Source organism: Paenibacillus sp. 37 (assembly GCF_008386395.1).
Taxonomy (GTDB): domain Bacteria; phylum Bacillota; class Bacilli; order Paenibacillales; family Paenibacillaceae; genus Paenibacillus; species Paenibacillus amylolyticus_B.
Genome location: NZ_CP043761.1, coordinates 4,973,731 through 4,999,957, shown reverse-complemented (window position 1 = coordinate 4,999,957; position 26,227 = coordinate 4,973,731). Strand labels below are relative to the sequence as shown.

Annotated in this window: 17 protein-coding genes; 16 read left to right on the top strand and 1 reads right to left on the bottom strand. The window is 49.5% G+C overall.

Features of this window, described 5'->3' with window-relative positions; genetic code table 11:
* Positions 1–14: 14 nt before the first annotated feature.
* The 11 genes from grpE to F0220_RS21470 all read left to right on the top strand — a co-directional run bounded on the left by grpE (position 15) and on the right by F0220_RS21470 (position 9,931).
* Positions 15–578 carry a nucleotide exchange factor GrpE gene (grpE, locus tag F0220_RS21520; RefSeq protein WP_076211668.1) on the top strand — a complete coding sequence of 188 codons (564 nt, stop codon included), beginning with the start codon at positions 15–17 and terminating at the stop codon, positions 576–578.
* A 161-nt stretch (positions 579–739) separates the two neighbouring features.
* Positions 740–2,584: a molecular chaperone DnaK gene (gene dnaK / locus F0220_RS21515; protein WP_105599753.1), complete on the top strand. Its 1,845-nt coding sequence runs from the start codon at positions 740–742 to the stop codon at positions 2,582–2,584.
* Positions 2,585–2,713: 129 nt separating this feature from the next.
* Positions 2,714–3,838, top strand: a complete 1,125-nt coding sequence (gene dnaJ / locus F0220_RS21510; protein ID WP_091013948.1) for a molecular chaperone DnaJ — start codon at positions 2,714–2,716, stop codon at positions 3,836–3,838.
* A gap of 241 nt (positions 3,839–4,079) precedes the next feature.
* Complete coding sequence (locus F0220_RS21505) at positions 4,080–4,448, top strand: hypothetical protein (RefSeq protein ID WP_017687219.1); 369 nt, start codon at positions 4,080–4,082, stop codon at positions 4,446–4,448.
* A gap of 278 nt (positions 4,449–4,726) precedes the next feature.
* A complete protein-coding gene (locus tag F0220_RS21500; RefSeq protein WP_017687220.1) occupies positions 4,727–4,906 on the top strand; it encodes a YfhD family protein in 180 nt (59 codons plus the stop codon).
* The gene (locus F0220_RS21495) at positions 4,899–5,291 is read left to right on the top strand and encodes a hypothetical protein (RefSeq protein ID WP_105599752.1); all 393 of its coding nucleotides are present in this window, start codon (positions 4,899–4,901) and stop codon (positions 5,289–5,291) included. The genes F0220_RS21500 and F0220_RS21495 overlap by 8 nt, the downstream gene beginning before the upstream one ends.
* 190 nt (positions 5,292–5,481) lie before the next feature.
* Positions 5,482–6,447 (top strand): 50S ribosomal protein L11 methyltransferase, encoded by a 966-nt coding sequence (gene prmA / locus F0220_RS21490; RefSeq protein WP_105599750.1) that lies wholly within the window; start codon positions 5,482–5,484, stop codon positions 6,445–6,447.
* 3 nt (positions 6,448–6,450) lie between these two features.
* On the top strand, positions 6,451–7,131 hold the full coding sequence (locus tag F0220_RS21485; RefSeq protein WP_105599748.1) for a site-2 protease family protein: 681 nt from the start codon (positions 6,451–6,453) through the stop codon (positions 7,129–7,131).
* A 138-nt stretch (positions 7,132–7,269) separates the two neighbouring features.
* The gene (locus tag F0220_RS21480; protein ID WP_105599747.1) at positions 7,270–8,034 is read left to right on the top strand and encodes an RsmE family RNA methyltransferase; all 765 of its coding nucleotides are present in this window, start codon (positions 7,270–7,272) and stop codon (positions 8,032–8,034) included.
* Between the two features lie 2 nt (positions 8,035–8,036).
* The gene (gene mtaB / locus F0220_RS21475) at positions 8,037–9,383 is read left to right on the top strand and encodes a tRNA (N(6)-L-threonylcarbamoyladenosine(37)-C(2))-methylthiotransferase MtaB (RefSeq protein ID WP_047843791.1); all 1,347 of its coding nucleotides are present in this window, start codon (positions 8,037–8,039) and stop codon (positions 9,381–9,383) included.
* Between the two features lie 113 nt (positions 9,384–9,496).
* Positions 9,497–9,931 carry an NUDIX hydrolase gene (locus F0220_RS21470; RefSeq protein ID WP_105599745.1) on the top strand — a complete coding sequence of 145 codons (435 nt, stop codon included), beginning with the start codon at positions 9,497–9,499 and terminating at the stop codon, positions 9,929–9,931.
* 63 nt (positions 9,932–9,994) lie between these two features.
* Here the strand turns inward: F0220_RS21470 and F0220_RS21465 are convergent, their stop codons facing one another.
* Positions 9,995–10,996: a Na/Pi cotransporter family protein gene (locus F0220_RS21465; RefSeq protein ID WP_105599743.1), complete on the bottom strand. Its 1,002-nt coding sequence runs from the start codon at positions 10,994–10,996 to the stop codon at positions 9,995–9,997.
* A 536-nt stretch (positions 10,997–11,532) separates the two neighbouring features.
* Here F0220_RS21465 and F0220_RS21460 point away from each other — a divergent pair.
* The 5 genes from F0220_RS21460 to F0220_RS21440 all read left to right on the top strand — a co-directional run bounded on the left by F0220_RS21460 (position 11,533) and on the right by F0220_RS21440 (position 25,897).
* Positions 11,533–12,909, top strand: coding sequence for a class I SAM-dependent rRNA methyltransferase (locus F0220_RS21460; RefSeq protein ID WP_105599742.1), 1,377 nt, complete (start codon positions 11,533–11,535; stop codon positions 12,907–12,909).
* 426 nt (positions 12,910–13,335) lie between these two features.
* Complete coding sequence (gene addB / locus F0220_RS21455; protein ID WP_105599740.1) at positions 13,336–16,839, top strand: helicase-exonuclease AddAB subunit AddB; 3,504 nt, start codon at positions 13,336–13,338, stop codon at positions 16,837–16,839.
* Positions 16,836–21,236, top strand: a complete 4,401-nt coding sequence (gene addA / locus F0220_RS21450; protein WP_105599739.1) for a helicase-exonuclease AddAB subunit AddA — start codon at positions 16,836–16,838, stop codon at positions 21,234–21,236. The genes addB and addA overlap by 4 nt, the downstream gene beginning before the upstream one ends.
* Positions 21,237–21,296: 60 nt before the next feature.
* A complete protein-coding gene (locus F0220_RS21445; RefSeq protein WP_091013971.1) occupies positions 21,297–22,481 on the top strand; it encodes an exonuclease SbcCD subunit D in 1,185 nt (394 codons plus the stop codon).
* A complete protein-coding gene (locus F0220_RS21440) occupies positions 22,478–25,897 on the top strand; it encodes an SbcC/MukB-like Walker B domain-containing protein (RefSeq protein ID WP_149846759.1) in 3,420 nt (1,139 codons plus the stop codon). The genes F0220_RS21445 and F0220_RS21440 overlap by 4 nt, the downstream gene beginning before the upstream one ends.
* Positions 25,898–26,227 lie beyond the last annotated feature (330 nt).

Genomic DNA, 26,227 nt, shown 5'->3' with positions numbered 1-26,227 from the left:
AGGAGGTGAACATCTTGAAAGAGGAGCAATCATTTACAGAAGAACAAGAGGTAACAGCAGCTGAGCAGGAACCTATTAATGAAGCTGGCGCTGCAGAAGCACAAGCTGAAGAGATGGCTGATCAGGAGCAGGATGAGCTTGCGCGTCTGAAGGCAGAAGCTGAGGAGCAACAACAGCGTTATGTCCGTGCACAGGCTGATTTTGATAACTTCCGTCGTCGTACTCAGAAGGAAAAAGAAGAATTGGCTAAATACGCTTCGATGAAGCTGGTCACCGAACTGGTACCGGTTATTGATAACTTCGAGCGCGCCATGGCTACTGTACCGGAAGGAGCAGAGGTCGAATCTTTCTCCAAGGGCATCCAAATGATTTTCCGTCAATTGGAAACCGTGATGAATAATGAAGGTCTGACGGCTATGGAATCGGTTGGACAACCGTTCAATCCTGAATTCCACCAAGCCATTATGCAAGTGGAGAGCGACGAGTACGAAGAAGGTATCGTCGTTGAGGAAGTCCAAAAAGGCTACATGCTGAAAGATAAAGTGCTTCGTCCAGCTATGGTTAAAGTCAGCTCATAAATTCCTTATAGGAAGGAATGAGTCGGCTCCATAGTTGAACAATGTGGGCGAAGTTTAATATAAAGGTTTGTACACATAGAGCACGATTAGCAACATGAACATCTAAATAAGGGTCAGATCAGACCCATTCATTTTAAATTGTTGAGGGAGGAAATTTTCGGATGAGCAAAGTAATTGGTATTGACTTAGGAACAACAAACTCATGCGTAGCAGTAATGGAAGGCGGCGAGGCTGTCGTAATTCCAAATCCGGAGGGCGCACGTACAACTCCATCCGTAGTCGGTTTCAAAAAAGATGGAGAGCGCGTTGTAGGTGAAACAGCAAAACGTCAAGCGATCACCAATCCGGATCGTACCATCATGTCGATCAAACGTCACATGGGTACTTCCCACAAGGAAACAATCGATAGCAAAGACTACTCCGCACAAGAGATCTCTGCAATCATTCTGCAAAAATTGAAAACTGATGCTGAAGCTTATCTGGGTCAAACGGTAACTCAAGCAGTTATCACTGTACCAGCTTACTTCAATGACAGTCAGCGTCAAGCGACTAAAGATGCTGGTAAAATTGCAGGTTTGGAAGTTCTGCGTATCGTCAACGAGCCGACAGCAGCAGCTTTGGCATACGGTATGGAGAAATCCGAAGACCAAACGATCCTCGTATATGACCTGGGTGGCGGTACGTTCGACGTATCCATTCTTGAACTGGGTGATGGCTTCTTCGAAGTTAAAGCAACTAGCGGGGACAACAAACTAGGCGGGGATGACTTTGACCAAGTAATCATTGATTACCTCGTAAGTGAATTCAAAAAAGATCAAGGCATTGACTTGAGTAAAGATAAGGCAGCGGTTCAACGTTTGAAAGATGCAGCGGAAAAAGCGAAAAAAGAACTTTCCGGCGTATTGACTACAACGATCTCCTTGCCGTTCATCACAGTTGCTGATGGCGTTCCACAACATTTGGAGTTGAACCTGAGCCGTGCGAAATTTGAAGAAATCTCTGCAGGTCTGGTTGAGCGTACGCTTGAACCAACTCGTCGTGCATTGAGTGATGCGGGTATGACGCCTAACGATATCGACAAGATCGTATTGGTTGGTGGTTCGACACGTATTCCAGCAGTACAAGAAGCTATCAAAAAACTGACGGGTAAAGAGCCACACAAAGGCGTTAACCCGGATGAAGTTGTAGCTTTGGGTGCTGCTGTACAAGCGGGCGTACTGACAGGTGACGTGAAAGACGTTGTATTGCTCGACGTAACGCCATTGTCCCTGGGTATCGAAACAGCGGGTGGCGTATTCACTAAAATGATCGAGCGTAACACTACGATTCCTACAAGCAAATCTCAAGTGTTCTCCACTTATGCAGACAATCAACCAAGTGTTGAGATTCATGTTCTGCAAGGTGAGCGTGAGATGGCAGCGGGTAACAAATCGCTTGGACGTTTCATGTTGGGTGATATTCCACCAGCTCCACGTGGCGTTCCACAGATCGAAGTTAGCTTCGATATTGATGCCAACGGTATCGTTAACGTATCTGCAACGGATAAAGGTACGAACAAAACTCAAAAAATCACAATTACTTCTTCCAGCGGTTTGAGCGATGCTGAAGTTGAGCAAATGATGAAAGATGCTGAGTTGCACGCTGAAGAAGATAAAAAACGCAGAGAACTCGTTGAAGCGAAAAACAGTGCAGATCAATTGATCTACTCTGTTGACAAAACGATTAAAGATCTTGGCGAAAAAGCTGATGCTGGCGAAGTTGAAAAAGCGAATGCTGCCAAAGAAAAACTGCAAGGCGTTCTGGCATCCGACAACCTGGAAGATATCAAAGCTGCTACAGAAGAACTGACAGAGATCGTTCAACAACTGTCCGTGAAACTGTATGAGCAGGCTCAGGCGCAAGAGCAAGAAGCGCAAGGTGCTGAAGAGCAACAAGGTTCCGCAAAACGTGACAACGTCGTAGACGCTGATTACGAAGTTGTGGATGAAGATAAAAAACAAAACTAATTCGTAGTTCTACGCGAATTAAACATCGGTGACGTTCGAATTAGAGGGAAAGTCATAGCCGGGGCTCCCGCGCTTTGGCTTTCCTTTTGTCACGATGTGCGATAAGGTGAATGATATGGGGGTGGAAGAGTGGCTGAAAAGCGTGATTATTATGAGGTGCTTGGCGTTAGTAAAACGGCTAACGACGATGAGATTAAAAAGGCTTACCGTAAGCTTGCCCGTCAGTATCACCCTGACGTAAACAAGGCTGCTGATGCGGAAGCTAAATTTAAAGAAGTTAAAGAAGCTTACGACGTAGTGAGTGACGGTCAGAAGCGTGCACAATATGATCAATATGGTCATGTCGATCCGAATCAAGGTGGATTCGGTGGTGGCGGTGATTTTGGCGGTGGCGGATTTGGCGACATCTTCGACATGTTCTTTGGCGGCGGTGGCGGTGGACGACGTGATCCTAATGCTCCGCAACGGGGAAATGATCTGCAGTACACAATGACCATCGAGTTCAAGGAAGCCGTATTTGGTAAAGAAACCGATATTACGATTCCGCGTACCGAAGGCTGTGATACCTGTCATGGCTCAGGTGCCAAACCTGGAACGAAACCGGAAACCTGCTCGGTCTGCCAAGGTAGCGGTCAGCAGGAAGTCGTGCAAAATACACCGTTTGGTCGTATGGTTAATCGTCGTGCATGTTCGAACTGTAGTGGTTCGGGCCAGATTATCAAAGAAAAATGTACGACGTGCAGTGGTAGCGGTAAAGTCCGCAAGCAACGCAAAATCCATGTTCGCATTCCAGCGGGTGTAGATGACGGCGCGCAACTGCGTATGACAGGTGAGGGCGAGGGAGGCCTGCGTGGCGGACCAGCCGGAGATCTGTATATTGTCATTCGCGTGAAGACACATGATTTCTTCGAGCGTGAAGGCGACGATATTTATTGCGAAATCCCACTTACCTTTGCTCAGGCAGCTCTGGGAGATGAGGTTGAGATCCCGACGTTGACCGAGAAAGTGAAGTTGAAAGTACCAGCCGGTACACAAACGGGAACGTATTTCCGTCTCAAAGGCAAAGGCGTACCACGCCTGCGCGGTATGGGTCAAGGGGATCAACATGTGAAAGTGGTTGTGGTTACACCTAGTAAGCTGAATGACGAGCAGAAAGATCTGCTTCGCCAAATTGCTGCGCTGGATGGAGAGCAAACACATGAGCATGAACAATCTTTCTTTGATCGAGTGAAACGCGCCTTCCGCGGCGACTGAGAATAACATATAGCAAGTCCAAAAGGACACCACAGCGTTTTTTACCGCAGGGTGTCCTTTTTTGTACGTCTTTTTTTAGTGGTTCATTGGTTTTGGCAAAGTCCATGGATATATGCTACGAAGAACGAAAGCAATTTGTGGGAGCATTTCGGTATATTCTGCGCGGACTTGCGGAAAGATAGCATGGCGAGAGTGATATGCATAGCTGATATACGAGAAATTAGGGAAGCAGGTGAAGCGGATGACCGAGAAAAATATTTTGGCGTACTTTCACAGCCCGGAGCAGGCCCAAGGGGCAGCCAAAAAACTGGAGGCGTTGCGAGTGGAGGACCTGTCCATTAATCGATTCAGCCGTTATGCGGGTGTAGGACCAAGCGGGGCTTCCTACAAGCCGGGCGTTTCCGGCAGTTTTTCATCATGGGTGCCCGATTCGATGCAAACAAATGCCAGTGCTGGAATCATGGCTGCGGCGGACCCTTCTGCAAGCGGCATGAGTGATGGTGGACAGGGTGGACCTACGGGAAGGGATGTATTACTAACGGTCATCGTAGATGAATCGGTACATCACCGCGCCATGTCTATAATCGAACAAGCCGGTGGAATGATCTAGTTTCAAGAAATCCATATTTAGATCACAATATAAGATTCAATCTAAACATTTACACAATAACGGAGAGGATAGAAAAAACTGGAGAAGCGAAGCGTTCGCCTAAAAGCTTTCGCAAGAAAGCTACTTCGGAAGCATACGCTATCCCCGGATTTTTCCTTTGGAAGAAGGGAATTAAAAAAATCTGGGGATAACAGCGATCGGAAGGTTGTTCTGTCATCGGAGTGTCAGTGTAAATATGATTTAGTTGAACTTATACAATTTGAAGGAGGAGCATTACAATGGCAGAACATGAACGTCCAGGCAAGATTTTAACGAAAACGGAAAAGATGAAACGTATGCAATCCGCAAAAAATGAGGACGTGGAATTCAGCGCTGAAGCTGCGGATCATGAAGATATCGAAGCATTACGCCGCAGTGAAGCGGCTGATCGACGTCAGGGACGGGAGCTTCATGACTGAAGATCGCTCGGCAGTGACCCTCGAAGCTGTTTTTACAAGCTGGACTGAGGCCGAGTCTGCACGCAGAGCCCTGGAATTGTTGCACCCAAACCAATTGAGTATAGAGAGTCTTGGCAATGAATCGTCTGCATTGGATTCAAACGATGTTAAGGGCTTCGATAATTCTCCTACAGCCGTCGTCGGAGGATTTAGTGGCGAATTGAATGTACTTGCCCTGATTAGTGATGACACGGAAATGTTGTCCAATGGTCAGGTGTATGATACACCCGAAGAGGATTCGGCAAACAGGCTAAAACAGGAAATTTTGCTTACCGTGTCCGTATCCAACGATTCGCTCCCGCAAGCCGCAGAGATGATCACGCAGAATGGTGGACGTTTTTGCTAAGTGAGATTCGAATGTTGCAAAATGCTGAAGTAAATGAAACAGATATGTATGAATAGATGACAGGATATTCGAGCAGTCAGGCTGCGGATATCCTGTTTTGTTTTTCTTTTACTGGTGCGGCTTTGTGCTCCGGCTAGCTTGTGTAGTACAATAGTTGGGATGTTTGAAAAATGAGGAGGAAAAACCAAGTATGTTATGGCATGAACTAACAATACATACCACAGAAGAAGCTGTGGAGATGATTTCGAATTTTTTACATGAAGCGGGTGCTGGAGGGGTTTCGATTGAAGAGTCCGGTACTTTAAATAAAAAACGGGACACGACATATGGTGAGTTATACGACGTTCCTTTGAATGATATTCCGGAAGGCTTTGCGGTCATCAAAGGCTACTTCTCCGAAGGTACGGATATGGTTGCACTACAGTCAGAAGTTAATCCTAGAGTTGAGGAACTCTCTGAATTCGGAATTGATACAGGTGAGGTTCGTTATGAGACGCGTACAGTGGATGAAAATGACTGGGCAACAGCCTGGAAGCAATATTTTAAGCCGGTACGTGTATCGGAACGTCTCACGATTAAACCAACGTGGGAAGAGTATACGCCAGAAAGTTCGGATGAGAAAATCATTGAGCTTGATCCCGGCATGGCTTTTGGTACAGGAACACACCCAACGACCTCCCTCTGCTTGCGCACACTGGAAACGGTTATTCAGGGCGGTGAGGAAGTCATTGACGTAGGTACAGGTTCTGGCATCTTGGCTATAGGCGCGATTAAACTCGGGGCAAAACATGTGCTGGCGCTCGATCTTGATCCGGTTGCGGTAATCAGTGCCAGAGAGAATGTGGAACTGAACGGGCTGGAGCAACAAATTACGGTTAAAGAAAGTGATCTGTTGTCCGTCCTTGGGAGTCAAGACCCTGCGCTTGGTGTGCAATTACCGGTTAAGGTTGTGGTGGCGAACATTCTAGCTGAGATCATTTTGTTGTTCGTGGACGATGTGTACAATGCACTTGAGTCGGGTGGTACCTATATTGTATCTGGCATTTGGAAGAACAAAGAGCAGGTTGTACACGATGCTCTGGTAGCCTCCGGGTTTGAAGTAAGTGCCATCCACCGTGATGAGGATTGGCTCGCGTTTGTAGCCAGAAAGGGGTAACGTATGGACTTTTGGAATTCGTTCTTTCGTTATCCGATCGATCAGCTTCCGTTTTTCCTGCTGACCATTCTGATCGCATTTACGGTGCATGAATTCTCGCATGCGTATTTTGCCAACAAATTTGGTGATCCAACAGCCAAGCTGTTGGGTCGGGTCACACTGAATCCGGTTGTACACTTTGACTTATTTGGTGTGCTGTTGCTCATTATTGCTGGCTTTGGTTGGGCGCGTCCGGTTCCAGTTAATCGGGCTAACTTCGACAAGCCAAGGTTGATGGGCATCATTGTATCCGCAGCAGGGCCTCTGAGTAATCTGTTGCTGGCGATCATTGGTACAATCATCTATGCTTCACTGGTTGGTTCGGGAGCACTCGGCGGCATTGATAATGAACGGTTGCTGACAGCAATCACGACGTTCTTCGCTATCTTTAACTTAACCAACTTTTTCCTGTTCCTGTTTAACTTGATTCCGTTGCCACCTCTGGATGGTTATCGGATTCTGGAAGATTTAGTGCCACCTGCAATCAGCCGCAAGCTACAAGGGGTGGAGCAATGGTCCATTTTTATCTTCCTATTGATTCTTGTTATACCTCCGTTGCAAAATGTGACGATTCAACCTTTGTATGGGTTTGCGCAAACAATGTATGTGGACTTGGCAAAGCTGGTTATTGAACTATATCGCTAAAAGCGCATCTTGTATTGGACCGGAATACTGGTCAGAAACACGTAAAAGTTGTATGATCATCTGTGGCGATTGGATTCACGCTTGTCATTAGGCAGGGTGAATTCCAGTCATAACAGGACAGAATGGGTGGATTGACTAATGCAGCGATATTTTGTATCTGCAGAACAGTTTAATGAACACGCTGTGATCATCACAGGTGATGATGCACGCCATATCGGCAAGGTCATGCGTGGTAAACCTGGAGATAAACTGATTGTCAGTGACGGAAACTCCAGAGAAGCACTCGTGGAAATTGAGACCATTGAAGTTGGCCAAGTGACAGCGAATATTGTGGAACCTCTCGAGATGGACCATGAAGCACGGATTCGTGTAACTGTGGCACAGAGTTTGCCCAAGGGCGACAAGATGGAAACAGTGATCCAGAGATGTACAGAGATTGGGGCGGTATCATTTGTACCCTTCCTATCAGAACGTACGATTGTGCAATATGACGCCAAGAAAGAAGGCAAACGGTTGGAGCGCTGGCGGAAAATTGCCAAGGAAGCTGCCGAACAGAGTCACCGGAATCGCATTCCTTCCGTCGAGCAGCCGCTTTCCTGGAAAGGGCTGTTATCTTCTTTTGAGGGCTACAGTCTGGTATGTTATTGTTATGAGAAAGAAAACGGTAAACAGCTGAGAGATGCATTGAAACCGTTTGTTGAGCAGCTTGCACCTGAGGCAAGTGTAGAAGTACTGATCGTTGTTGGACCGGAAGGTGGATTTTCTGAGAAGGAGACGGCAGAGGCTGATCAGGCAGGTGCTGTATCTGTTGGACTGGGCAAACGCATTTTGCGTGCTGAGACAGCTGGAATGGCAGCACTAACTTGCGTGTTATATGAATCCGGAGAAATGGGAGGAATGTAATTATGCCATCCGTGGCGTTTTACACCTTAGGCTGCAAAGTTAATTTCTATGATACAGAGGCGATTTGGCAATTGTTCAAAAACGAAGGTTACGATCAAGTGGACTTTGATGAACAGACAGCGGATGTATACTTGATTAATACTTGTACAGTAACCAATACCGGCGACAAAAAGAGCCGTCAAATTATTCGTCGTGCCATCCGGCGCAACCCGGAGGCGATTGTGGCCGTTACAGGCTGCTACGCGCAGACTTCTCCGGCAGAGATTCTGGACATCCCAGGGGTGGATCTGGTTATCGGTACACAGGACCGTGACAAGATTTTGCCATATGTTAATGAAATTCAGGAGTCGCGTCAACCCGTTAACGCGGTACGTAATATTATGAAAACTCGTGTGTTTGAAGAAATGGATGTACCTGATTTTGCTGATCGTACCCGAGCTTTCCTGAAAATTCAGGATGGATGCAATAACTTTTGCACGTTCTGCATCATTCCGTGGTCTCGTGGTCTCTCACGCAGTCGTGAGGCGAATAGCATTATTCAACAGGCGCATCAACTCGTACACGCCGGATACAAGGAGATTGTTCTCACTGGTATTCATACAGGTGGATATGGGGATGACATGGAGAACTATGATCTGACCGATCTGTTGTGGGATTTGGATAAGGTGGAGGGTTTGGAGCGTATTCGAATCAGCTCGATTGAAGCCAGCCAGATTGATGACCGCATGCTTGACGTGATCAAACGTTCAGACAAACTGGTTCGTCACTTCCATATTCCGCTGCAAGCGGGTGATGATACGGTGTTGAAACGCATGCGCCGTAAATATACGACAGAAGAGTTTTACAACAAGATGCTTCGCATTCGGGAAGCAATGCCGGATGTAGCGATTACAACAGACATCATTGTTGGATTTCCGGGTGAGACGGATGAGATGTACCGTAATGGCTATGAGTTGATGCGGAAGATCGGTTTTTCCGAAATGCACGTATTCCCTTATTCCAAGCGTACGGGTACGCCAGCAGCACGAATGGAAGATCAGGTGGACGAAGAGGTCAAAAATGCACGTGTGCATGAACTGATTGACTTGTCTGAGCAGATGCAGCTGGAGTATGCTGAGCAGTTTGTCGGACAGGTACTGGATGTTATTCCCGAAGGTGAAGCCAAAGGCCGCGAGGGAAGTGGCAAACTGCACGGTTATAGCGACAACTACATTCAACTGGTCTTTGACGGAACGATGGATATGGTCGGTAAAGTGTGCCGAGTCAAAGTGGTTGAAGCCGGCGTCAACGAGAGTCAGGCTACGCTGGTACGTGTATTGGAAGAGAATCTTAAGTCCGCCGCGATGTGATCGAGGCGTCAGAAACAAGGATTTCATTTCCTTGGGGAGCTTACCCGGGGAGATGAGGTCCTTCTTTTGCAAAAAATAAGATAAAGATATCGAAGTTGATGGGGGAGAGCACGATGAACAAAAAAGAAATTTCAGCAGGCGGAGTTGTTTATAGAACAGGGGAAGACGGACGTCTTCAAATTCAGCTTATCGTAGATCGTTACGGTAAAACAACTCTCGCCAAGGGTAAAATGGAAGAGGGAGAAACAATCGAACAGACGGCACTGCGCGAGATTTTGGAAGAGACAGGTATGGTGGGTCGCATTGTAGAACCGGTTGACATCATTGCTTACACGTACCAACATGCAGATTTTGGCCCGGTGGACAAGGAAGTCCATTATTATCTCGTTGAAGCCAAGAGTGGTGATCTACAGCCTCAGATTGAAGAAATCAAGGGTGTGGATTGGTATGCTCCGGAAGAAGCATGGTCCTTACAGCAGCAGAGCGGATATGATAATAACGATGATATCTTGCGTGTAGCCCTGAACAAGTTAGGCATTAACGTATAACGCATTATAGTTCTGGTTCGAGTCAGTTAGCCCTCGCGCTTTGTGGGTCTGATAGGCAGATCATCAAGCCACGGGTGACTTCGCCGCGGGGGCGTGGACCGGTGGTTTTTTGTGCCAGATGGGCAAGTAACAGAACGGTAAAGCAAGCAGTGAACTGGTGATGTTAAAAAGGGTCTGGGCATGCGCAATCTGTGCCCCGTTGTCCGCTGACAGCCAGGCCGAAGCTGCATGCAGCTGGCCGATCAGCGGCATAAAGAGCAGTGCTCCCGCAATGTTTAATACAACATGGGAGGCTGCGACAAACTTGCCTGCGGATGCTCCACCCGCGGCAGCGATCACAGCGGTGATGCAGGTCCCCACATTGGACCCGATCACAATGGCGATGCCGATTTCCACAGGTAATACCCCTGTGGCTGCGAGCGTAATCGCCATGCTAATGACAGCAGCGCTGCTGTGAATGAGCGCTGTCAAACAGGCACCTGCCAGGAAGCCCCACCACAAGCTGTCGGCCGAGCGGTCGAGAAACCATTGAAATACGCCCATGCTCCGCAAGGGTAAGGCAATGGATTGCATCACCTGAATGCCTGTCATAACAAGTGCAAATCCCGCAGCTGAGAGGAAGCTGTACTGGATGTTAAACAGAGTCTGGCGCGTACGTTCAGGAGCGGTCAGATTGCGTTCACCAAGTACAACAAACATGGCCCAGCCCGTCAGCGACAGGACAAGCAATGGCAGGGAAGCTCGCCCGATCTGCAGTCCCACCAGCTCCGTTGTCAGGCATGTCCCGATGTTGGTGCCGAGGATGATGCCGAGTGTCCGCCCATAGGTAATTAATCTGGCATTAGCCAGTCCAATGGTGAGTACGGTGACTGCAGTACTGCTCTGTAACAGAGCCGTTGCACCTGCACTGAAGGCCATGCCTTTCCATGGAGCAGAGGTGGCCCGATTGAGCCAACTTTCCAACATGGGCCCAGCCATGCGCTGCAAGGCCGTTTCCATCAGCTTCATGCCACCAAAAAAGATAATAAGCCCATAAAGTAGGGGCAATATAACATCTCTAAACATAGAAACATCATTCCTTCCGTCCGGGTTCCTTAACTCATCCTATGAGTAAGAAATGACAACCATGACAAGCCTATAGGAAATCAGAGGAAGCCAGCCTCCCACAATTCAAGTATTTCAATTGCCGCACCCCAATTCGAAAGATACGGTGATTCGTGCAAACGTAGCGAAGAAGACGAAATTGTTACCGAAGAAGCGAAGCGCTCGCCTTTATCCCCGGATTTTCCCTTTAAGAAAGGGAATCAAAAAAATCTGGGGATAACAGCGATCAGAGGAACAATTCGTCGCCGTAGCGCCACCTAATTGCGCCATCCCAATTCGAAAGATAAGGTGCTTCGTGCAAGTGTAGTGGAGGGGACGAAATCGAATCTGAAGAAGCGAAGGGTGCGCCTTTGTCTCCGGATCTTCCCTTTAAGAAAGGGAATCAAAAAAATCTGGGGATAACAGCGATCGGAAGATCGATTCGAACCCGGAACGCCACCTACGCGCCGCACAAAACCTATCTTTTGAACTATTAAATTAAAGGAAGTGGATCTACCTTGCCATCAGTTAAACTCGAACGCAGTCGCAAAAAGCGGCTTGAACATGCACATCCATGGATATTTAACAACGAAATTGCCTCTGTTGACGGAAACCCGGAACCGGGAGATCTGGTCAATGTATTGAATCATCAAGGTCGCTATCTGGCGACAGGATATTACAATCCCGCATCTCAAATCACTGTAAGGGTTGTAGCTTATCAACCTTTGGAGTCCGAACAAATGGATACGGCGTTTTTTGCAGCGCGTTTCCGCGATTGCTTGCGTCATCGGGAACGTTTTATCCAGGATGGAGAGGCTTACCGTCTCGTTTACGGCGAAGCTGATTTTCTGCCAGGATTAATCGTTGACCGATTCGGCAGCATTCTCGTTGTACAGTTGCTTACACTTGGCATGGATCGTTGCCGTGAAGCCATTGTACAGGCACTCATTGAAGTAATGCAGCCTGAAGGCATTTACGAGCGCAGTGATGTCTCGATTCGTGAACTGGAAGGTTTGGAGCAGACCAAAGGTCCGCTGTACGGAGAGTGCCCACGGCATGTCACGGTTACAGAGAATGGACTACTCATTAAAGTCGATATCGTGGAAGGACAGAAGACAGGTTACTTCTTCGATCAACGTGAGAATCGTGCAGCGATCGAACCGCTCATGAAGGGTTGGGGCTACAAGAGTGGAATCACACTTCAAACGACTGAGCAGGATGGCACAGAGCAGCTCTTGCCTGTGAATAAAAGCGGAAAGGTAGTTACATTCCCATATTGGGATGGTGCCACTGTACTGGAGTGTTTCTCACACACGGGCAGCTTTACGTTGAATGCTTGCAAGTATGGAGCTAAAAAAGTGACTTGTCTTGATATTTCGGAGCATGCCATTGAGAGTGCACGAACAAATGTGGAGCTGAACGGTTTCACCGACCGGGTCGAATTCGTAGTTGCTGATGCATTCCAGTACTTGCGTGAACAAGTGAAGGGGCTGGATGAACGTACTGCACGTGCGCGCGCTGGCGAACAAAAAGTAGATACTTCCAAAGCGCTTGCAGCTGGCGGTAAAACATTTGATGTAGTCATCCTCGATCCCCCGGCGTTTGCCAAGACGAAATCAGCAGTTAAAGGTGCATGCCGCGGATATAAGGATATCAACCTGCAAGGTATGAAACTGGTTAATGAGGGCGGATATTTGGTAACAGCCAGCTGTTCGTATCACATGCGTCCTGACCTTTTCTTGGACACGATTGCCGATGCAGCAGAAGATGCAGGAAAAGTACTGCGTCTAATCGACTGGAAGGCAGCTGGTAAGGATCACCCGCAAATTTTGGGCGTGGATGAAGGACATTACCTGAAATTTGCTATTTTCGAAGTGCGCAGTAAAAAGAATTAATCGTATGATTTCCGTTCAAATTTCACTGTATAGATTGGACTAAAGATTTACACGAGAACGTAGAGGACAGAAATAACCTGAAGGAGTGAAGCTAAAAGCTTTCTGAAGAGCTGCTTCGGAAGCATAATCTTCGCCTTTATTCTTGTTTTTTTTCACTTTTTAAAAATTGAATCAAGAAAATCTGGGAATAGCAGCGATCGGAGGGTTGTTCTGTCATCGCAGTGGCAAGTGTAAATTATCTTTAATTTAATCTATAGATCAAGTCAAAAGTCCACAGTGTGATAGCTGCGGGCTTTTTGCTGTTTTGCTGTGTTAACGGAGATGATCTCCGGTTTTACCGGATAGTGGCAAACGTATGTTCCGAACCAAGTCAGATATGTTATACTGGGAATTAAAATCTTGTACGTGTGGTTTGGAGGATTAGACATGTCCGTTCGTTTTGTTATTGGCCGGGCAGGCAGCGGCAAAAGCTCGCTGATTACCCGGGAAATTACATCCCTGCTTCAACAAGAACCGCAAGGCACACCTTTGATTTTGCTCGTTCCAGAACAGAGTTCTTTTCGAACAGAGCAGGCATTGGTGTCTTCTGGAACAATTAAAGGTACGATGCGTGCAGAAGTGCTCGGCTTTCGCCGTTTAGCCTATCGTGTAATGCAGGAAGCAGGTGGTTCTGCTCGTATTCCGATCGGAGCCGAAGGCAAAAAGATGCTGCTCTACAAGGTCATCCAGCGCCGTAAGGAAGAATTAAAGCTGTTTGGTGCATCCGGCAGCCAGCTGGGTTTTATAGGCGAATTAAATGACTTATATAGTGAATTTAAACGTTATGAAGTTGATCCATCATTGCTGGAAGAGGGGCTGTCTGGAGGGAATACCTCATCGACTTCGCCAATTCTGGAGGATAAGTTGCATGACTTGAATCTGATATATCGTGACTATGAACAGGAACTGACCAATTTATATATTGATGATGAAGACACGTTGACCGAGCTGACAGATCGTTTGTCGGAAAGTGCATTGCTGCAGGATGCCCAGATCTGGATTGATGGTTTTCAGGGATTCACGCCACAGGAGATGAGTGTGATTGGTCGGCTGATGTTGCAGTCCTCTTCCGTGACCATTGCACTGACATTGGATCGTCCTTATGATCACGGCGCACTGCCTGGAGAATTGGAACTGTTCTATCCCACGGCAAGTGCCTATGCGCGTCTGAAAGGGATGGCTGAAGAACTGGGTGTACCGAGCGATATAACCGTGCTAGATTCGGAGATTCCACCGAGATACAAGGATCGTCCGGGACTTGCTCATCTGGAGGCTGGTTTCGACCGCCGAATTCGTTGGAAAAGTGATGGCCTTGATTCCGGAATCCGACTGGTTGCAGCGGAGAACCGACGAGCTGAGATGGAGGGAGCACTGCGTGAGATGCGGCGTCTGGCGCAAAACGAAGGTGCGCGTTATCGGGATATGGCAGTACTTGTTCGTCAGTTGGATACCTACGCTGATATAGCTGAACCTCTATTCAGGGATTATGACGTACCCGTCTTTCTGGACCGCAGAAGAAATGAACTTCATCATCCATTATCCGAGTTTATCCGTTCGGCACTGGATATTGTTCGGCGCCATTGGCGTTACGAGGATGTATTTCGCTGTGTCAAAACGGATCTGCTGCTTCCGCGTGATGGTTCCATCACCCGTGAAGATATGGACCAGCTTGAGAATTATGTACTGGCTTGTGGTATTCATGGATATCGCTGGACTGACGGCAAACCGTGGAAGTATGTCCCAAGCCTTTCGCTGGAAGACAACGGTCAGGATGGACGTAGTCGAGGACGGGACCAAATGCTTTCTTTAATGGAGCGTTGTCGAGCGGTCATTACAGATTCCTTGGGTGTTTTTGAGAAACGAATGAAAAAGGCAAAGACAGCCAAAGCCCAGTGCGAGGCACTATACAGACTGCTGGAAGATGCTGAGATCCCATGGAAGCTGGAGAACATGTCTGCTGAAGCTAAGGCTCAAGGTGACCCCGAACGGTCGAGAGAACATCGGCAGATGTGGGGAGCTGTGCTGGATTTATTGGATCAGATGGTCGATATGATGGGGAATGAACGGCTGGATATCACGCTGTTTGCCGGGATGATCGAGACCGGATTGACGGAACTGAAGCTGGGTCTGGTACCACCGGCACTTGATCAGGTATTGGTCGGTTCCATGGACCGTACACGTCTTCAGGACATCAAATACGTATTTATCCTTGGTGCAGTTGATGGTGAATTACCCGCAATACCTCAGGATGATGGCGTATTAACGGAACTGGAGAGATCGTTACTGACGGAAAGAGGCGTGGCGCTTGGACCAGGTGCAACAAGGCAGATGCTGGATGAACGTTTTTTGATCTATACGGCACTTACAGCGGCAAGCAGCCAGTTGTGGCTGAGTTACCCTGTTGCTGATGATGAGGGGAAAGCACTGCTTCCTTCCGAGATTGTCCGCCATGTACGGAAGATGTTTGGTTTACAAGAACAGCCATTGCTCGCTCAACCACCGGTTGCGAACTCGGAAGAAGCACATTGGTCCTATGTCACCCATCCGGGTCAGAGTCTGTCTACGCTCATTGGACAATTGCGCAAATGGCGCCGCGGAGAAGACATCCCTGAAATGTGGTGGGCGGTCTACAATTGGCATGTATCTCGGGAGACAAGCAGACCTCAGCTGGAAAGGTTGATGGGATCAATCTTTTATCGTAATCGGGCATTGCCACTACGTACAGCTACCAGTCGCAGATTGTATGGCACAGAGGTGAGGACGAGTGTTTCGCGAATGGAGCGTTTCGTCGCTTGTCCGTTCTCCCATTTTGCTTCGCACGGGTTGCGTCTCAAAGAACGGCAATTGTACCGCCTTCAGGCTCCTGATATCGGACAGCTGTTTCATGCTGCACTAAGCCAGCTGGCTATGCGGTTACGTGAAGAAAATCGTAGTTGGGGCAGTTTGACTCCAGACCAATGCCGTCAGGAAGCCGAGCAAACGGTGGAGCAGATTGCACCACAGCTGCAAGGGGAGATTTTGCTAAGCACCAAGCGATACGGTTATATTTTCCGCAAATTGAAGGACATTGTTAGCCGGGCATCCGTTATTCTTGGGGAACAGTCCAGACGTGGAAGTTTTGAACCGATTGGGCTGGAGCTTGATTTTGGACCGGATAAAACGCTGCCCCCACTCCGTTTTGAACTGGAGAACGGATGTGTGATGGAGATCGTGGGTCGGATTGACCGTGTGGATGTGGCAGAAGGAGAGAATGGTCTGCTCTTGCGTGTCATTGACTATAAATCAAGCCAGACGGACCTCAAGTTACATGAAGTGTACTATGGTCTGTCATTGCAGATGCTCACCTATCTGGAGGTGCTGCTTAGTGCTGCTGAAGAATGGCTTGGGGAAACGGCGATGCCGGGAGGAACGTTGTATTTCCACGTGCATAACCCGCTGTTGCAATCCGCAAACGGCATGACATCGGAGCAGGCCGGGCAAGAACTGCTGAAACGGTTCAAAATGAAAGGTTTGCTGCTGGCAGACCGGGATGCAATCGCACAAATGGACAACACCCTGGATAAGGGGTATTCAGCCATTATTCCGGTTGCCCTTAAGGCAGATGGCAGCTTTTATAGTAGTGCTGCTGTAGCTACGCCAGAGCAATGGGATACGCTGCTTGCTTCGGTTCGCAGTAATATCCGTGAGATTGGTACCCGAATTACGGATGGGGATGTGGCCATTGAGCCTTATCGTATTCAACAGGAAGTGGCGTGTACGTTCTGTCCGTATAAGCCTGTATGTCAGTTTGATGAGAATATAGAAGGAAATGAATACAACCTGTTGTCCAAACCGGGTAAACAGCAAATCTGGGATATGTTATCTCACACCAAGGGAGGGGAAACATCATGACGAATATGCCAAAACCGGAAGGAAGCTTCTGGAGTGATGACCAGTGGAGTGCCATCTCCGAAAGCGGAGAAGACATTCTGGTTGCCGCTGCGGCGGGATCAGGCAAGACAGCTGTACTGGTTGAACGAATTATTCGCAAGATCGCAGATCCCTCCCAAGGATTCAGTGTGGATCGCTTGCTTGTAGCTACGTTTACCAAAGCCGCCGCCGCCGAGATGAAACAACGGATTCGGGAAGCGCTGGAACGTGCGCTGGAAGAACAGCCTGGAGAAGAGCATCTGCGCAAGCAGCTGTCGCTGCTTGGACGGGCATCTATTACAACGCTGCATTCATTCTGTATGGAAGTCATTCGCCGTTACTATCAGCAAATTCCGTTGAACCCGGCTTTTCGTATCCTGAATGAAAATGAAGCGGAAATTATGCGACAGGAACTGCTCGAAGAACTTTTTGAGGAAAAGTATGGCGAAGAAGATGAAGGCAGTACATTCCGCGAATTGGTGGACTGGTTCAGTGGAGAACGAAATGATGATGCGATGCATCGACTGGTGCAACGATTGTATGATTTCTCCCGCAGTCATTCCTGGCCGGATCATTGGCTCTCAGAGATGGCATCTGCTTTTCAGGTGGAAAGTGTGGAGGCACTTGGACATACAGCATGGGTTCAGAGTATTTTGCGTGATGCGGCTCTTGCTTTGAGTGGTGCAGCAGGACTGCTCCGTCAAGGCATCCATATTTCCATGCAGCCTGAAGGTCCGGCACCTTATGCGGATACGTTAAAAGAAGACCTGGTGATGGTAGAAGAGCTGTTGTCTGCGGCCCAGGTTATGCCATGGGAAAGGTTGCCTGAAGTGTTTCAACCCGCTGCATTTGGCAAACTGAAACCCTGTAAAAAGGATCAAACGGACCCTGCTTTACAAGATCAGGTGAAGGAACTCCGTGAGGCTGCGAAAAAGGCAGTTATCGACCTGAAAGGTTCATTGTTCGGAAGAAGTGCGTTTTCGTTCTGGCAGGAGCTGGAGCAAGCGGCACCACTCATGCAGGAGTTATCGAGGTTGGTTAGTACATTTGGAGAACGTTATCGACAGGCCAAACAGGAACGTGGGCAAGTTGACTTCAGTGATCTGGAGCATTACTGTCTTCACATTTTGCGACATGAGGATTCAACGCCTGAACTGTCGATGCCTTCCGATGCGGCTATGGAGTACCGTTCGCGATTCGATGAAGTGTTGCTTGATGAATATCAGGATACCAATACGGTTCAGGAAGATATCGTGAAACTGATCTCCAGAGAAAACCCGGGTAACCGATTCATGGTCGGTGATGTCAAACAGAGTATCTACCGTTTTCGGTTGGCTGAGCCAGGTTTGTTTATGAACAAGTATCGCCAATATGGAGCGAGTACACGTGAAGATGGAATAGTGGAAGATCGTTTGCATCGTACAGGTCAACGTATTGATCTGGCACGGAATTTCCGCAGTCGTGCGGAAGTCGTGCATTCGGTCAATATGATATTCCGGCAACTCATGAACGAAGGTGTGGCAGAGATTGCTTACGATGAACGAGCTCAACTGGCATATGGGGCTACTTTTCCGTCAGAAACACTTGGTGATGAGGCGTATACACCTGAACTCATGCTGATTGATCGTCAGGGCGGTGGACCTGATCTGACAGAGAGTACGGATGAGAATGGGGATGCATCGGTCTCCGCAGAACTGGAGAGTGCCGAACTTGAAACAGCCCAGTTGGAAGCACGGGCGATCGCAAGGCGTATTCGTGAGATGGTTGGAGATACGGACAAACCTGCCCTCCATATATACGACAAAGCCCTGCAAACGATGCGGCCGGCACGTTACGGTGACATGGTCATCTTGCTGCGTTCAACCTTGATGTGGGCTCCGCTCATGATTGAGGAATTCAGACAGCAGGGAATTCCTGCTGGAGGAGAACAGAGCAAGGGCTATTTTCAGGCTACAGAAGTGGAAATCATGATGTCTCTGCTTCAGCTTGTTGATAATCCAAGGCAGGATATTCCGCTTGCTTCCGTGCTTCGTTCCCCGATTGTCGGACTGGATGAAGAGGAACTGGCACAGATTCGACTTGGTGACAAAAGACAGTCATTCTACGACGCAGTTATATCGGCTGCTGCCGGACAACAATCCCGGCAGGATAATCAATCTGATACCAATATCGTTCAGTTACAGTGGTCGGAAGCCTGGTCAGAGATGGAACAGGGACAGCGGGAGACAGCAGCTTCAGTCGAGGCAGAGATCCTGGATGATGTCTATGAATTCGATGTGCATACATTGCATACAGATGGAATGCAAGATGCTGGTGTTGCGGGACATACAAGTGGGGATCTGGGCATAAAGGAGATTTCAGGCTCGGAGTTGCAGCAAAAGTTAATTCGCTTTATGCGTCAATTGCAGCAGTGGAGACTTGAGGCAAGACAAGGCAGTCTAAGTGAACTGATCTGGCGTATGTATCGGGAAACCGGGTATTTGGACTGGGTTGGTGGTCTTCCAGGAGGGCTGCAACGTCAAAGTAATCTTAAGGCATTTTACGATCGCGCACGACAATATGAGGAATCAACTGCAAATCGCGGCTTGTTCCGTTTCCTGACCTATGTTTCCAGACTGCGGGAAAACGGGGGAGACCTCGGGACTGTAGCAAGTAGTTCTGGTGAGCAGGACAACGCCGTACGTATCATGACGATTCACCGGAGTAAAGGTTTGGAGTTTCCAATTGTCTTTGTCGGTGGCATATCCAAGATGTTTAATCAGCAGGATCTGAACGCACCGTTTCTAATGCATAAGGAACTGGGATTTGGTCCGAGGTTCGTGGATCGTGAGAACCGGGTTGCCTATCCTACATTAGCCAATCTGGCGATTCGTCGTCGTGCGCAATTTGAACTGCTTGCTGAAGAGATGCGTGTGCTGTATGTTGCGTTGACCCGTCCCAAAGAGAAAATGATTTTGCTGGGTACTGTAAAAGATGCCGCGAAAAAAGCGCTGGCGTGGTCTCAGGTCAAAGATAGTCCTGAACTGGCATTGCCAGACTATCTGCTTGCTGCTGGACGGAGTTACCTGGACTGGATTGGACCATCCCTGATGAGACATCCAGATGCGGTTGTGCTGCGTGAACTTGCTGGAAGCAATGATTCGTTCTCAGCCTGTCTTGCAGATGATCAATCACGATGGGCGATCTCTATTATTTCCGCCGATCAGGTATCACGTGACCATGTGGTGGATCAGACACTTGGAGAAGAAGACGGAATGACTGAGGTACGGAAAGAACGAATTGCTGCGCTAAAAGCCGTTCAGCCTGTGAAGTTGGTTACATCCTCAACTGTAGAAGAGCTGACGAATATTGCACAAGATACGGCTAACCAAAACATTGAAGATGAAGGTGCAGATACAGTAGCTCTTCAACAAGAGGAGACACGGCTGATCAACGAGGTTGATCAACGGCTTTCATGGACGTACCCCTATGAAGCAGCAACTCAAGTAGCAGCCAGTACTTCTGTCACGGAGTTGAAAACGTTACTTGCGATGCAGGACATCCAGTCCGTAGAGGTGATGGAGGAACTGGGAGAACAGTCTGAGATATTATTGGCTCACAACACCCCAGGAATCAATTACACCAAAGATGAAGCAGGCCATGTGCTACGTGGCGTATCCGATCAATCTAACGAGCGCGAGACTGGATCAGGGGCAGATTCAAACGGTACGGTGAACCTTCCAGATGCGGGATCTGCGGGTACGTCTTTCAAACTGCACCTGCGTCGTCCGAAATTCATGGAGGCAACGCAGCTGACAGGGGCAGAACGGGGGAACGTGTATCATACGTTGATGCAACATCTTCCTCTAGATGGATCGGCCATTGATTCACAGCTTATTGAGCAGACCACTCAGCGATTGGTAGAGCTTCAGATTTTGCTGCCCCACCACGTGGAGGCTATCGAACCTGAAGAACTGGGCGGATTTTTCAATACAGAACCAGGGAAAGAATTATTGCGTGCAGCGTGGGTGAAACGGGAGATTCCGTTTGTGTATGGACTTCCGGCACATCAGTCTCCAGTGGAATGGCTACATGAACGGGAGGCGAACTCAGATATACAGATGCTAAAAGAAGATAGCAAAATGCAGGCAACGATTGAAAATGAAACCGTGCTTGTACAGGGGATTATCGATTGTCTGTATGAGGTGGACGGCGAGCTTGTCTTGCTTGATTACAAGACGGATCGGGTATTGGAGCATCGTGGTGGTTTGGATCAACTCACCAAAAATTATCGCTTCCAGCTGGATCTGTATGGACGGGCCATTGAAGATATATTGGGAAGGAAAGTTGACCGGAAATGGCTGTACTTTTTTGATGGTGGACATGCAGTGGAATTGTAAAAGAACTGGATCGGGAATTTAAAACCTTGGATTTCATATGGGAGAGGGGTGGAACGGACGATGCGTATTTTGCATACAGGGGACTGGCATTTGGGAAAAACGCTGGAAGGACGAAGCCGACTGCGTGAACAGGAAGATTTCGTTGATGAACTCGTCAGGTTGGCTGATGAGCAGCAGGCGGATGCCATATTGATGGCCGGAGATGTATATGATTCGGTGAATCCTCCCGCAGCGGCGGAACAACTTTTTTATGAAGCGGCAGCGCGTCTGACGGAGCATGGAAGACCCCTCGTGGTGATTGCAGGAAATCATGATCAGCCAGAGCGTGTGGCTTCTGTGACTCCGCTTGTGAACAGACAGGGCATCACACTCGTAGGGATGCCTACTTCAGAAGCGGTGACTATCCATGCCAAACGAACCGGAGAAATTGCACAGATTGCCGCATTACCTTATCCTTCTGAAGCAAGATTGAATGAATTGCTGACAACGGATGGGGACGAAAATGTGCTTCGTCAGGCATACAGTCAACGGGTGGGGATGTTAATGCAGCGTCTGGCCGCTTCTTTTCGCCCGGATACCGTGAACTTGGCCATGAGTCATATCTATGTGCTCGGCGGTCTTGAGAGTGATTCGGAACGTCCGATTCAGATCGGTGGGGCCTACACGGTGGACCCTTCGTCTTTATCGACTGGTGCGCAATACACGGCGCTTGGGCATCTTCATCGTGCACAGGCTGTCAAAGGAGACGGTGTGATTCGATATAGCGGCTCTCCGCTGGCTTACAGCTTCTCGGAAGCAGGGCAGAGCAAGTCTGTCACGATGGTTGATCTGGCGCCGGGCGGAGCTGCACAGGTAGAGGAAGTTTTGTTAACGTCCGGGCGTCCGCTTGTGCGTTGGCAGGCCCGTGGTGGTCTGGCAGAAGTATATCGCTGGCTGGATGAGGGACGTGATCCACAGGCTTTTATCGACATGGAAGTGTGGCTGGACGAGGCGATGTCCCTGAAGGAGATTCAGCAGCTGCGAAAATCACATGAAGGTATCATTCATATTCGCCCGGTGTATCCCGAAATGGCTGCAGCAGGGCTTTTGGAACAACGATCCGAGCTGCCTGTACATGAACTGTTCCGTAAATTCTATCAGCGTCAGACAGGTGGTGCACAGCCGGAAGACAGCCTGGTACAGCTTTTCCTGGAACTTGTGGATGAAGACGAGCCAGGTGTGCGTGAGGAGGTCGAGGAAAGATGAAGCCAATTCTATTAAAGGTTGCCGGACTGCAAAGTTATCGGGAGATGCAGGAGATTGATTTTACCGTGCTGACGGAGACGGGACTATTCGGTATTTTCGGTCCAACGGGTAGTGGTAAATCTTCCTTGCTCGATGCCATCACACTCGCCATGTACGGAAAAGTGGAACGTGCGGTGAATGGGACGCAAGGCATTATGAACCATGCAGAGGATTCGTTGTCGGTTGCTTTTACATTTGAACTGATGTCGGCAGAGGGGACTCGAAGATTTCGTGTAGAGCGACGTTTCAAACGAAATAATGAAGTGTCGGTGAGTAACACGATCAGCAAATTCATAGAGACGGTTAATGGCGAAGAACAGGTACTTGCCGACAAATTGGCAGATGTGAATCGCTGTGTTGAAGATGTGATCGGTTTGAAGATGGATGATTTTACACGGGCAGTGGTGCTTCCGCAAGGGAAGTTTGCCGAGTTTTTGTCACTCAAAGGCAGTGAACGTCGCCAGATGCTGCAACGATTATTCCATCTGGAGAAATATGGGGACCAGTTAGCCATCAAATTAAGCCGGCGGGTCAAGGATAATGATATGGTTCACCAATCTCTTGCTGCGGAGCAACAGGGACTGGGCAATGCCAGCAAGGAGACGCTGGAAGAAACGAAACGTCTTCTTCAAACCGCTGTTCAGCAGTCTGAATCGTCCCGCAAAGCGCTGGATGAAGCTGCGAAGGAAGCTGAACAGCTGGGCAGAATTCGTGAGTTAAGTAACGAACGGCAGGCCCGGATGGATGAACAGCAGAAGCTGAAAGCACTGGAACCACAGATAGAGGCAGGCGAACAACGCCTGAAACAATCCGTTGCGGCAGATGCAATACTGCCTGCGCTGCAGACGGTTCGAGATGCCAAGGCTACACAGAAGCAGCGGCAGGATACCGCGGAGACAGCTCATCAGCAAGCACTGGAACATGAGCGTCTGGCTGTTCAGGAAGCGGAGAAGGCCGAGGCGGCGCGTAAGCAAATGACTGAGGAAGAACCGAAACTTTTGCTGCGTCTGGAGCAGCTCGAACAAGCGAAAGAGCTGCAACGGGAACGGGACGGGCTTCAAGCCGATTGCTCGCGCCTTGCTCAGTTACTGGAACAGGGGCAGGGCGAACAGACTGCGCTGGGACAGCAACTTGAGAAAGAAAAGGAGCTGCAGCAGCGCGGGCGCAAACGGCGTGAGGAACTACAAGAGAGCCTCAAGCCGAATGAGGTGAAGTCAGAGGAACGCAGACAACTTCAGGCTGCGCTTGAACTGAAGCATCGTGTCGATACTGCTACGGAGCAATTACAGCAAAACAAGGCTGACATGCAAGCCTATAAGCAGTCGGCAGAACAGGGAGCCGACAAGCTGAAGGCGGCGGCTGAAGAAGAAAAACGCCTGAGTGATCAGCGTCAGCATCTGGTAGAACAGGCGTCAGCAGGTCTTGAGGCCTTGCTTGCCTGTGAGCAGGATATTAGCCGGGAACAAAGCTTGCTGGCCCTTGCGGAGGAACAGCTGCGTGGCACAATGCGTGAGCAGGAGCTGCACCGGCTGTCCTCCGCCTTGCGCGCCGAGCTGCGCGATGGCGAGCCATGCCCGGTGTGCGGCTCGCCGCATCACCCACTCCCGGCTGCGCCGACGGGAGAAGGTCCGCACGCAGGCGATGCGGACCTGGAACTGCTGCGCAGCCTGCACGCGGAGCTGCAGGAGCTGCGCTTTGGGCTGCGCCAGCAGCTGCACGAACGTCGCAGCCTGCTGACGCAGCTTGGCGCTGCGGCCGGCGATGCTCCGGCCGCAGCCGAGGCCGCGCCTGCGGCAGCGGAGCCCGAGCCCGCCGGGTCGCCCGAACACGGGCGCTCCCCGGCAGGCTGGGCATCGCGTGCCGCTGCGCTGCGCGAAGCCGCGCAGGCGCTGGCTGCCGCAGCAGCGCCGCTCCAGGCCGAAGCCGCCGCGTTGCAGCAGGCGGCTGTGGGCGCGCAGCAGCGCCGCATGGAAACGGCAGCTGCGCAAGAGGCCGGCCGTGCCGGGCTCGCCCAGGCGGAGCGCAAGCTGGCCGAGAGCGAGGCCGCAGCGGCTGCCTTGCAGGGCCGCTGGACCGCGGAACTGCCGGGCATCGCTCAGGAGGAGGCCAAGGCCCTCTATCAGGCGATGCAGGAGCGCGATGCGCGCGCCGAAGACATCAAGGAACGTCTGAATAAAAGCGTGACATTCCTTGAGGAAAAAGATCAGATCATTCAATCGCTTCAGCAGAAGCTGGTGGAATTGGACAAACAACTGATCCAGTGGCAAACGCAGTGGCAGGGCAATAACAAACTGCTCGCCGAGAAAGAAGAACGCTTGCGCCAGTGGGTTGGGCAGCAGCGGGTAGAAGACCTGATTGCTGCGGCTCAGGCTCGTCTGGATGGACTGCGGAAAGAAGCTGCGGAGTCGGCACAACGCTTCAAAGAAGCGGATCATCTGAAGCAGGAATCAGCCAAGAAAGATGTCATGGCTCAGCAGGCTGCCGCCTCGGCAACAGAGCATCTGCAACAGGCACAGGAACGGTGGAATCAATTGCTGGAACAATCCCCGTTCGACTCGGATGATGCCGTTGTGTCCGCGGCGATACCTTCCCAGGAAGCGGAACGACTGGCGGGCGAGATCCAGCAGCACCGTGAACGTGAGCGTGAATTGGCATCCCAATTGCGTGAACTGGAACAAAAGCTGGGTGGTGCAGTTGTATCGGAGGAGCAGTGGTTAGCCTGCACTGAACGTTTGCAGCAGGTCCGGGCTCAGGATGAGACTGCCCTACGTGCGAAAGCACGTGCAGAACGTGATCTGGAGGATGTGGAGCAGCGACATGTTCGCTGGACCGAACTGGAGAACAAGAGGTTGGAGGTCAGCCGTCAAGGCGAACTGCTCAGCAAACTTCAATCCGCATTCAGAGGTAATGCATTTGTTGAATATATTGCAGAGGAACAACTGATGCAGGTCAGTCATGCGGCATCTCAGCGTCTGCGCTTCCTGACCAAACAACGTTATTCACTGGAGGTGGATTCCGGTGGTGGTTTTGTGATCTGTGATGATGCCAACGGAGGAGTCAAACGACCGGTATCGACGTTATCCGGTGGCGAGACGTTTTTGACTTCGTTGTCACTGGCCTTGGCACTGTCGGCCCAGATTCAGCTGCGAGGTCAGTACCCACTTCAATTCTTCTTCCTGGATGAAGGGTTTGGTACCCTTGATCCTGAACTGTTGGATACCGTCATTACATCTTTGGAAAAGTTGCATGACGACCGATTGGCTGTTGGTGTAATCAGTCACGTGCCTGAACTGCGTGCACGCTTGCCGCGCAAACTTGTGGTAATTCCGGCAGGGGAGGCCGGAAACGGCTCACGTGTGGTCTTGGAGACTCTGTAGAGGGCAAATGTGTAAGCAATATAGATCATAGAAGCGCCTCTAATAGTCCATGCAAAATGAATATTAGAGGTTGTTCAAAAAGTCCGCTTTTGATTACGAATGGTGCCTAGCGGCATCATCAACATCGAATATGGAATTCAGCCGAAATAAGCGTCTTTTTGGTACTGAAAACCGCCCTTTTTAAACACGTACTATTACGGAATATTATTTTTGTAAAAATATTTCTTTTCTTGCTTTTATAATATAGCGGAGTGAGTTACATCACAGATACAGGTTCATCCCGCTGTTATACTACAGTTAAGCCGACAAACTTGTTTTAAGTACCCCGGT

Excerpts from the sequence above, each read along its gene's own strand:
- dnaK (WP_105599753.1), top strand. The coding sequence starts at position 740 with ATGAGCAAAGTAATTGGTATTGACTTAGGAACAACAAACTCATGCGTA.
- F0220_RS21505 (WP_017687219.1), top strand. The coding sequence starts at position 4,080 with ATGACCGAGAAAAATATTTTGGCGTACTTTCACAGCCCGGAGCAGGCC.
- F0220_RS21500 (WP_017687220.1), top strand. The coding sequence starts at position 4,727 with ATGGCAGAACATGAACGTCCAGGCAAGATTTTAACGAAAACGGAAAAG.
- F0220_RS21495 (WP_105599752.1), top strand. The coding sequence starts at position 4,899 with ATGACTGAAGATCGCTCGGCAGTGACCCTCGAAGCTGTTTTTACAAGC.
- prmA (WP_105599750.1), top strand. The coding sequence starts at position 5,482 with ATGTTATGGCATGAACTAACAATACATACCACAGAAGAAGCTGTGGAG.
- F0220_RS21485 (WP_105599748.1), top strand. The coding sequence starts at position 6,451 with ATGGACTTTTGGAATTCGTTCTTTCGTTATCCGATCGATCAGCTTCCG.
- F0220_RS21480 (WP_105599747.1), top strand. The coding sequence starts at position 7,270 with ATGCAGCGATATTTTGTATCTGCAGAACAGTTTAATGAACACGCTGTG.
- mtaB (WP_047843791.1), top strand. The coding sequence starts at position 8,037 with ATGCCATCCGTGGCGTTTTACACCTTAGGCTGCAAAGTTAATTTCTAT.
- F0220_RS21470 (WP_105599745.1), top strand. The coding sequence starts at position 9,497 with ATGAACAAAAAAGAAATTTCAGCAGGCGGAGTTGTTTATAGAACAGGG.
- F0220_RS21465 (WP_105599743.1), bottom strand. The coding sequence starts at position 10,996 with ATGTTTAGAGATGTTATATTGCCCCTACTTTATGGGCTTATTATCTTT.
- addB (WP_105599740.1), top strand. The coding sequence starts at position 13,336 with ATGTCCGTTCGTTTTGTTATTGGCCGGGCAGGCAGCGGCAAAAGCTCG.
- addA (WP_105599739.1), top strand. The coding sequence starts at position 16,836 with ATGACGAATATGCCAAAACCGGAAGGAAGCTTCTGGAGTGATGACCAG.
- F0220_RS21445 (WP_091013971.1), top strand. The coding sequence starts at position 21,297 with ATGCGTATTTTGCATACAGGGGACTGGCATTTGGGAAAAACGCTGGAA.
- F0220_RS21440 (WP_149846759.1), top strand. The coding sequence starts at position 22,478 with ATGAAGCCAATTCTATTAAAGGTTGCCGGACTGCAAAGTTATCGGGAG.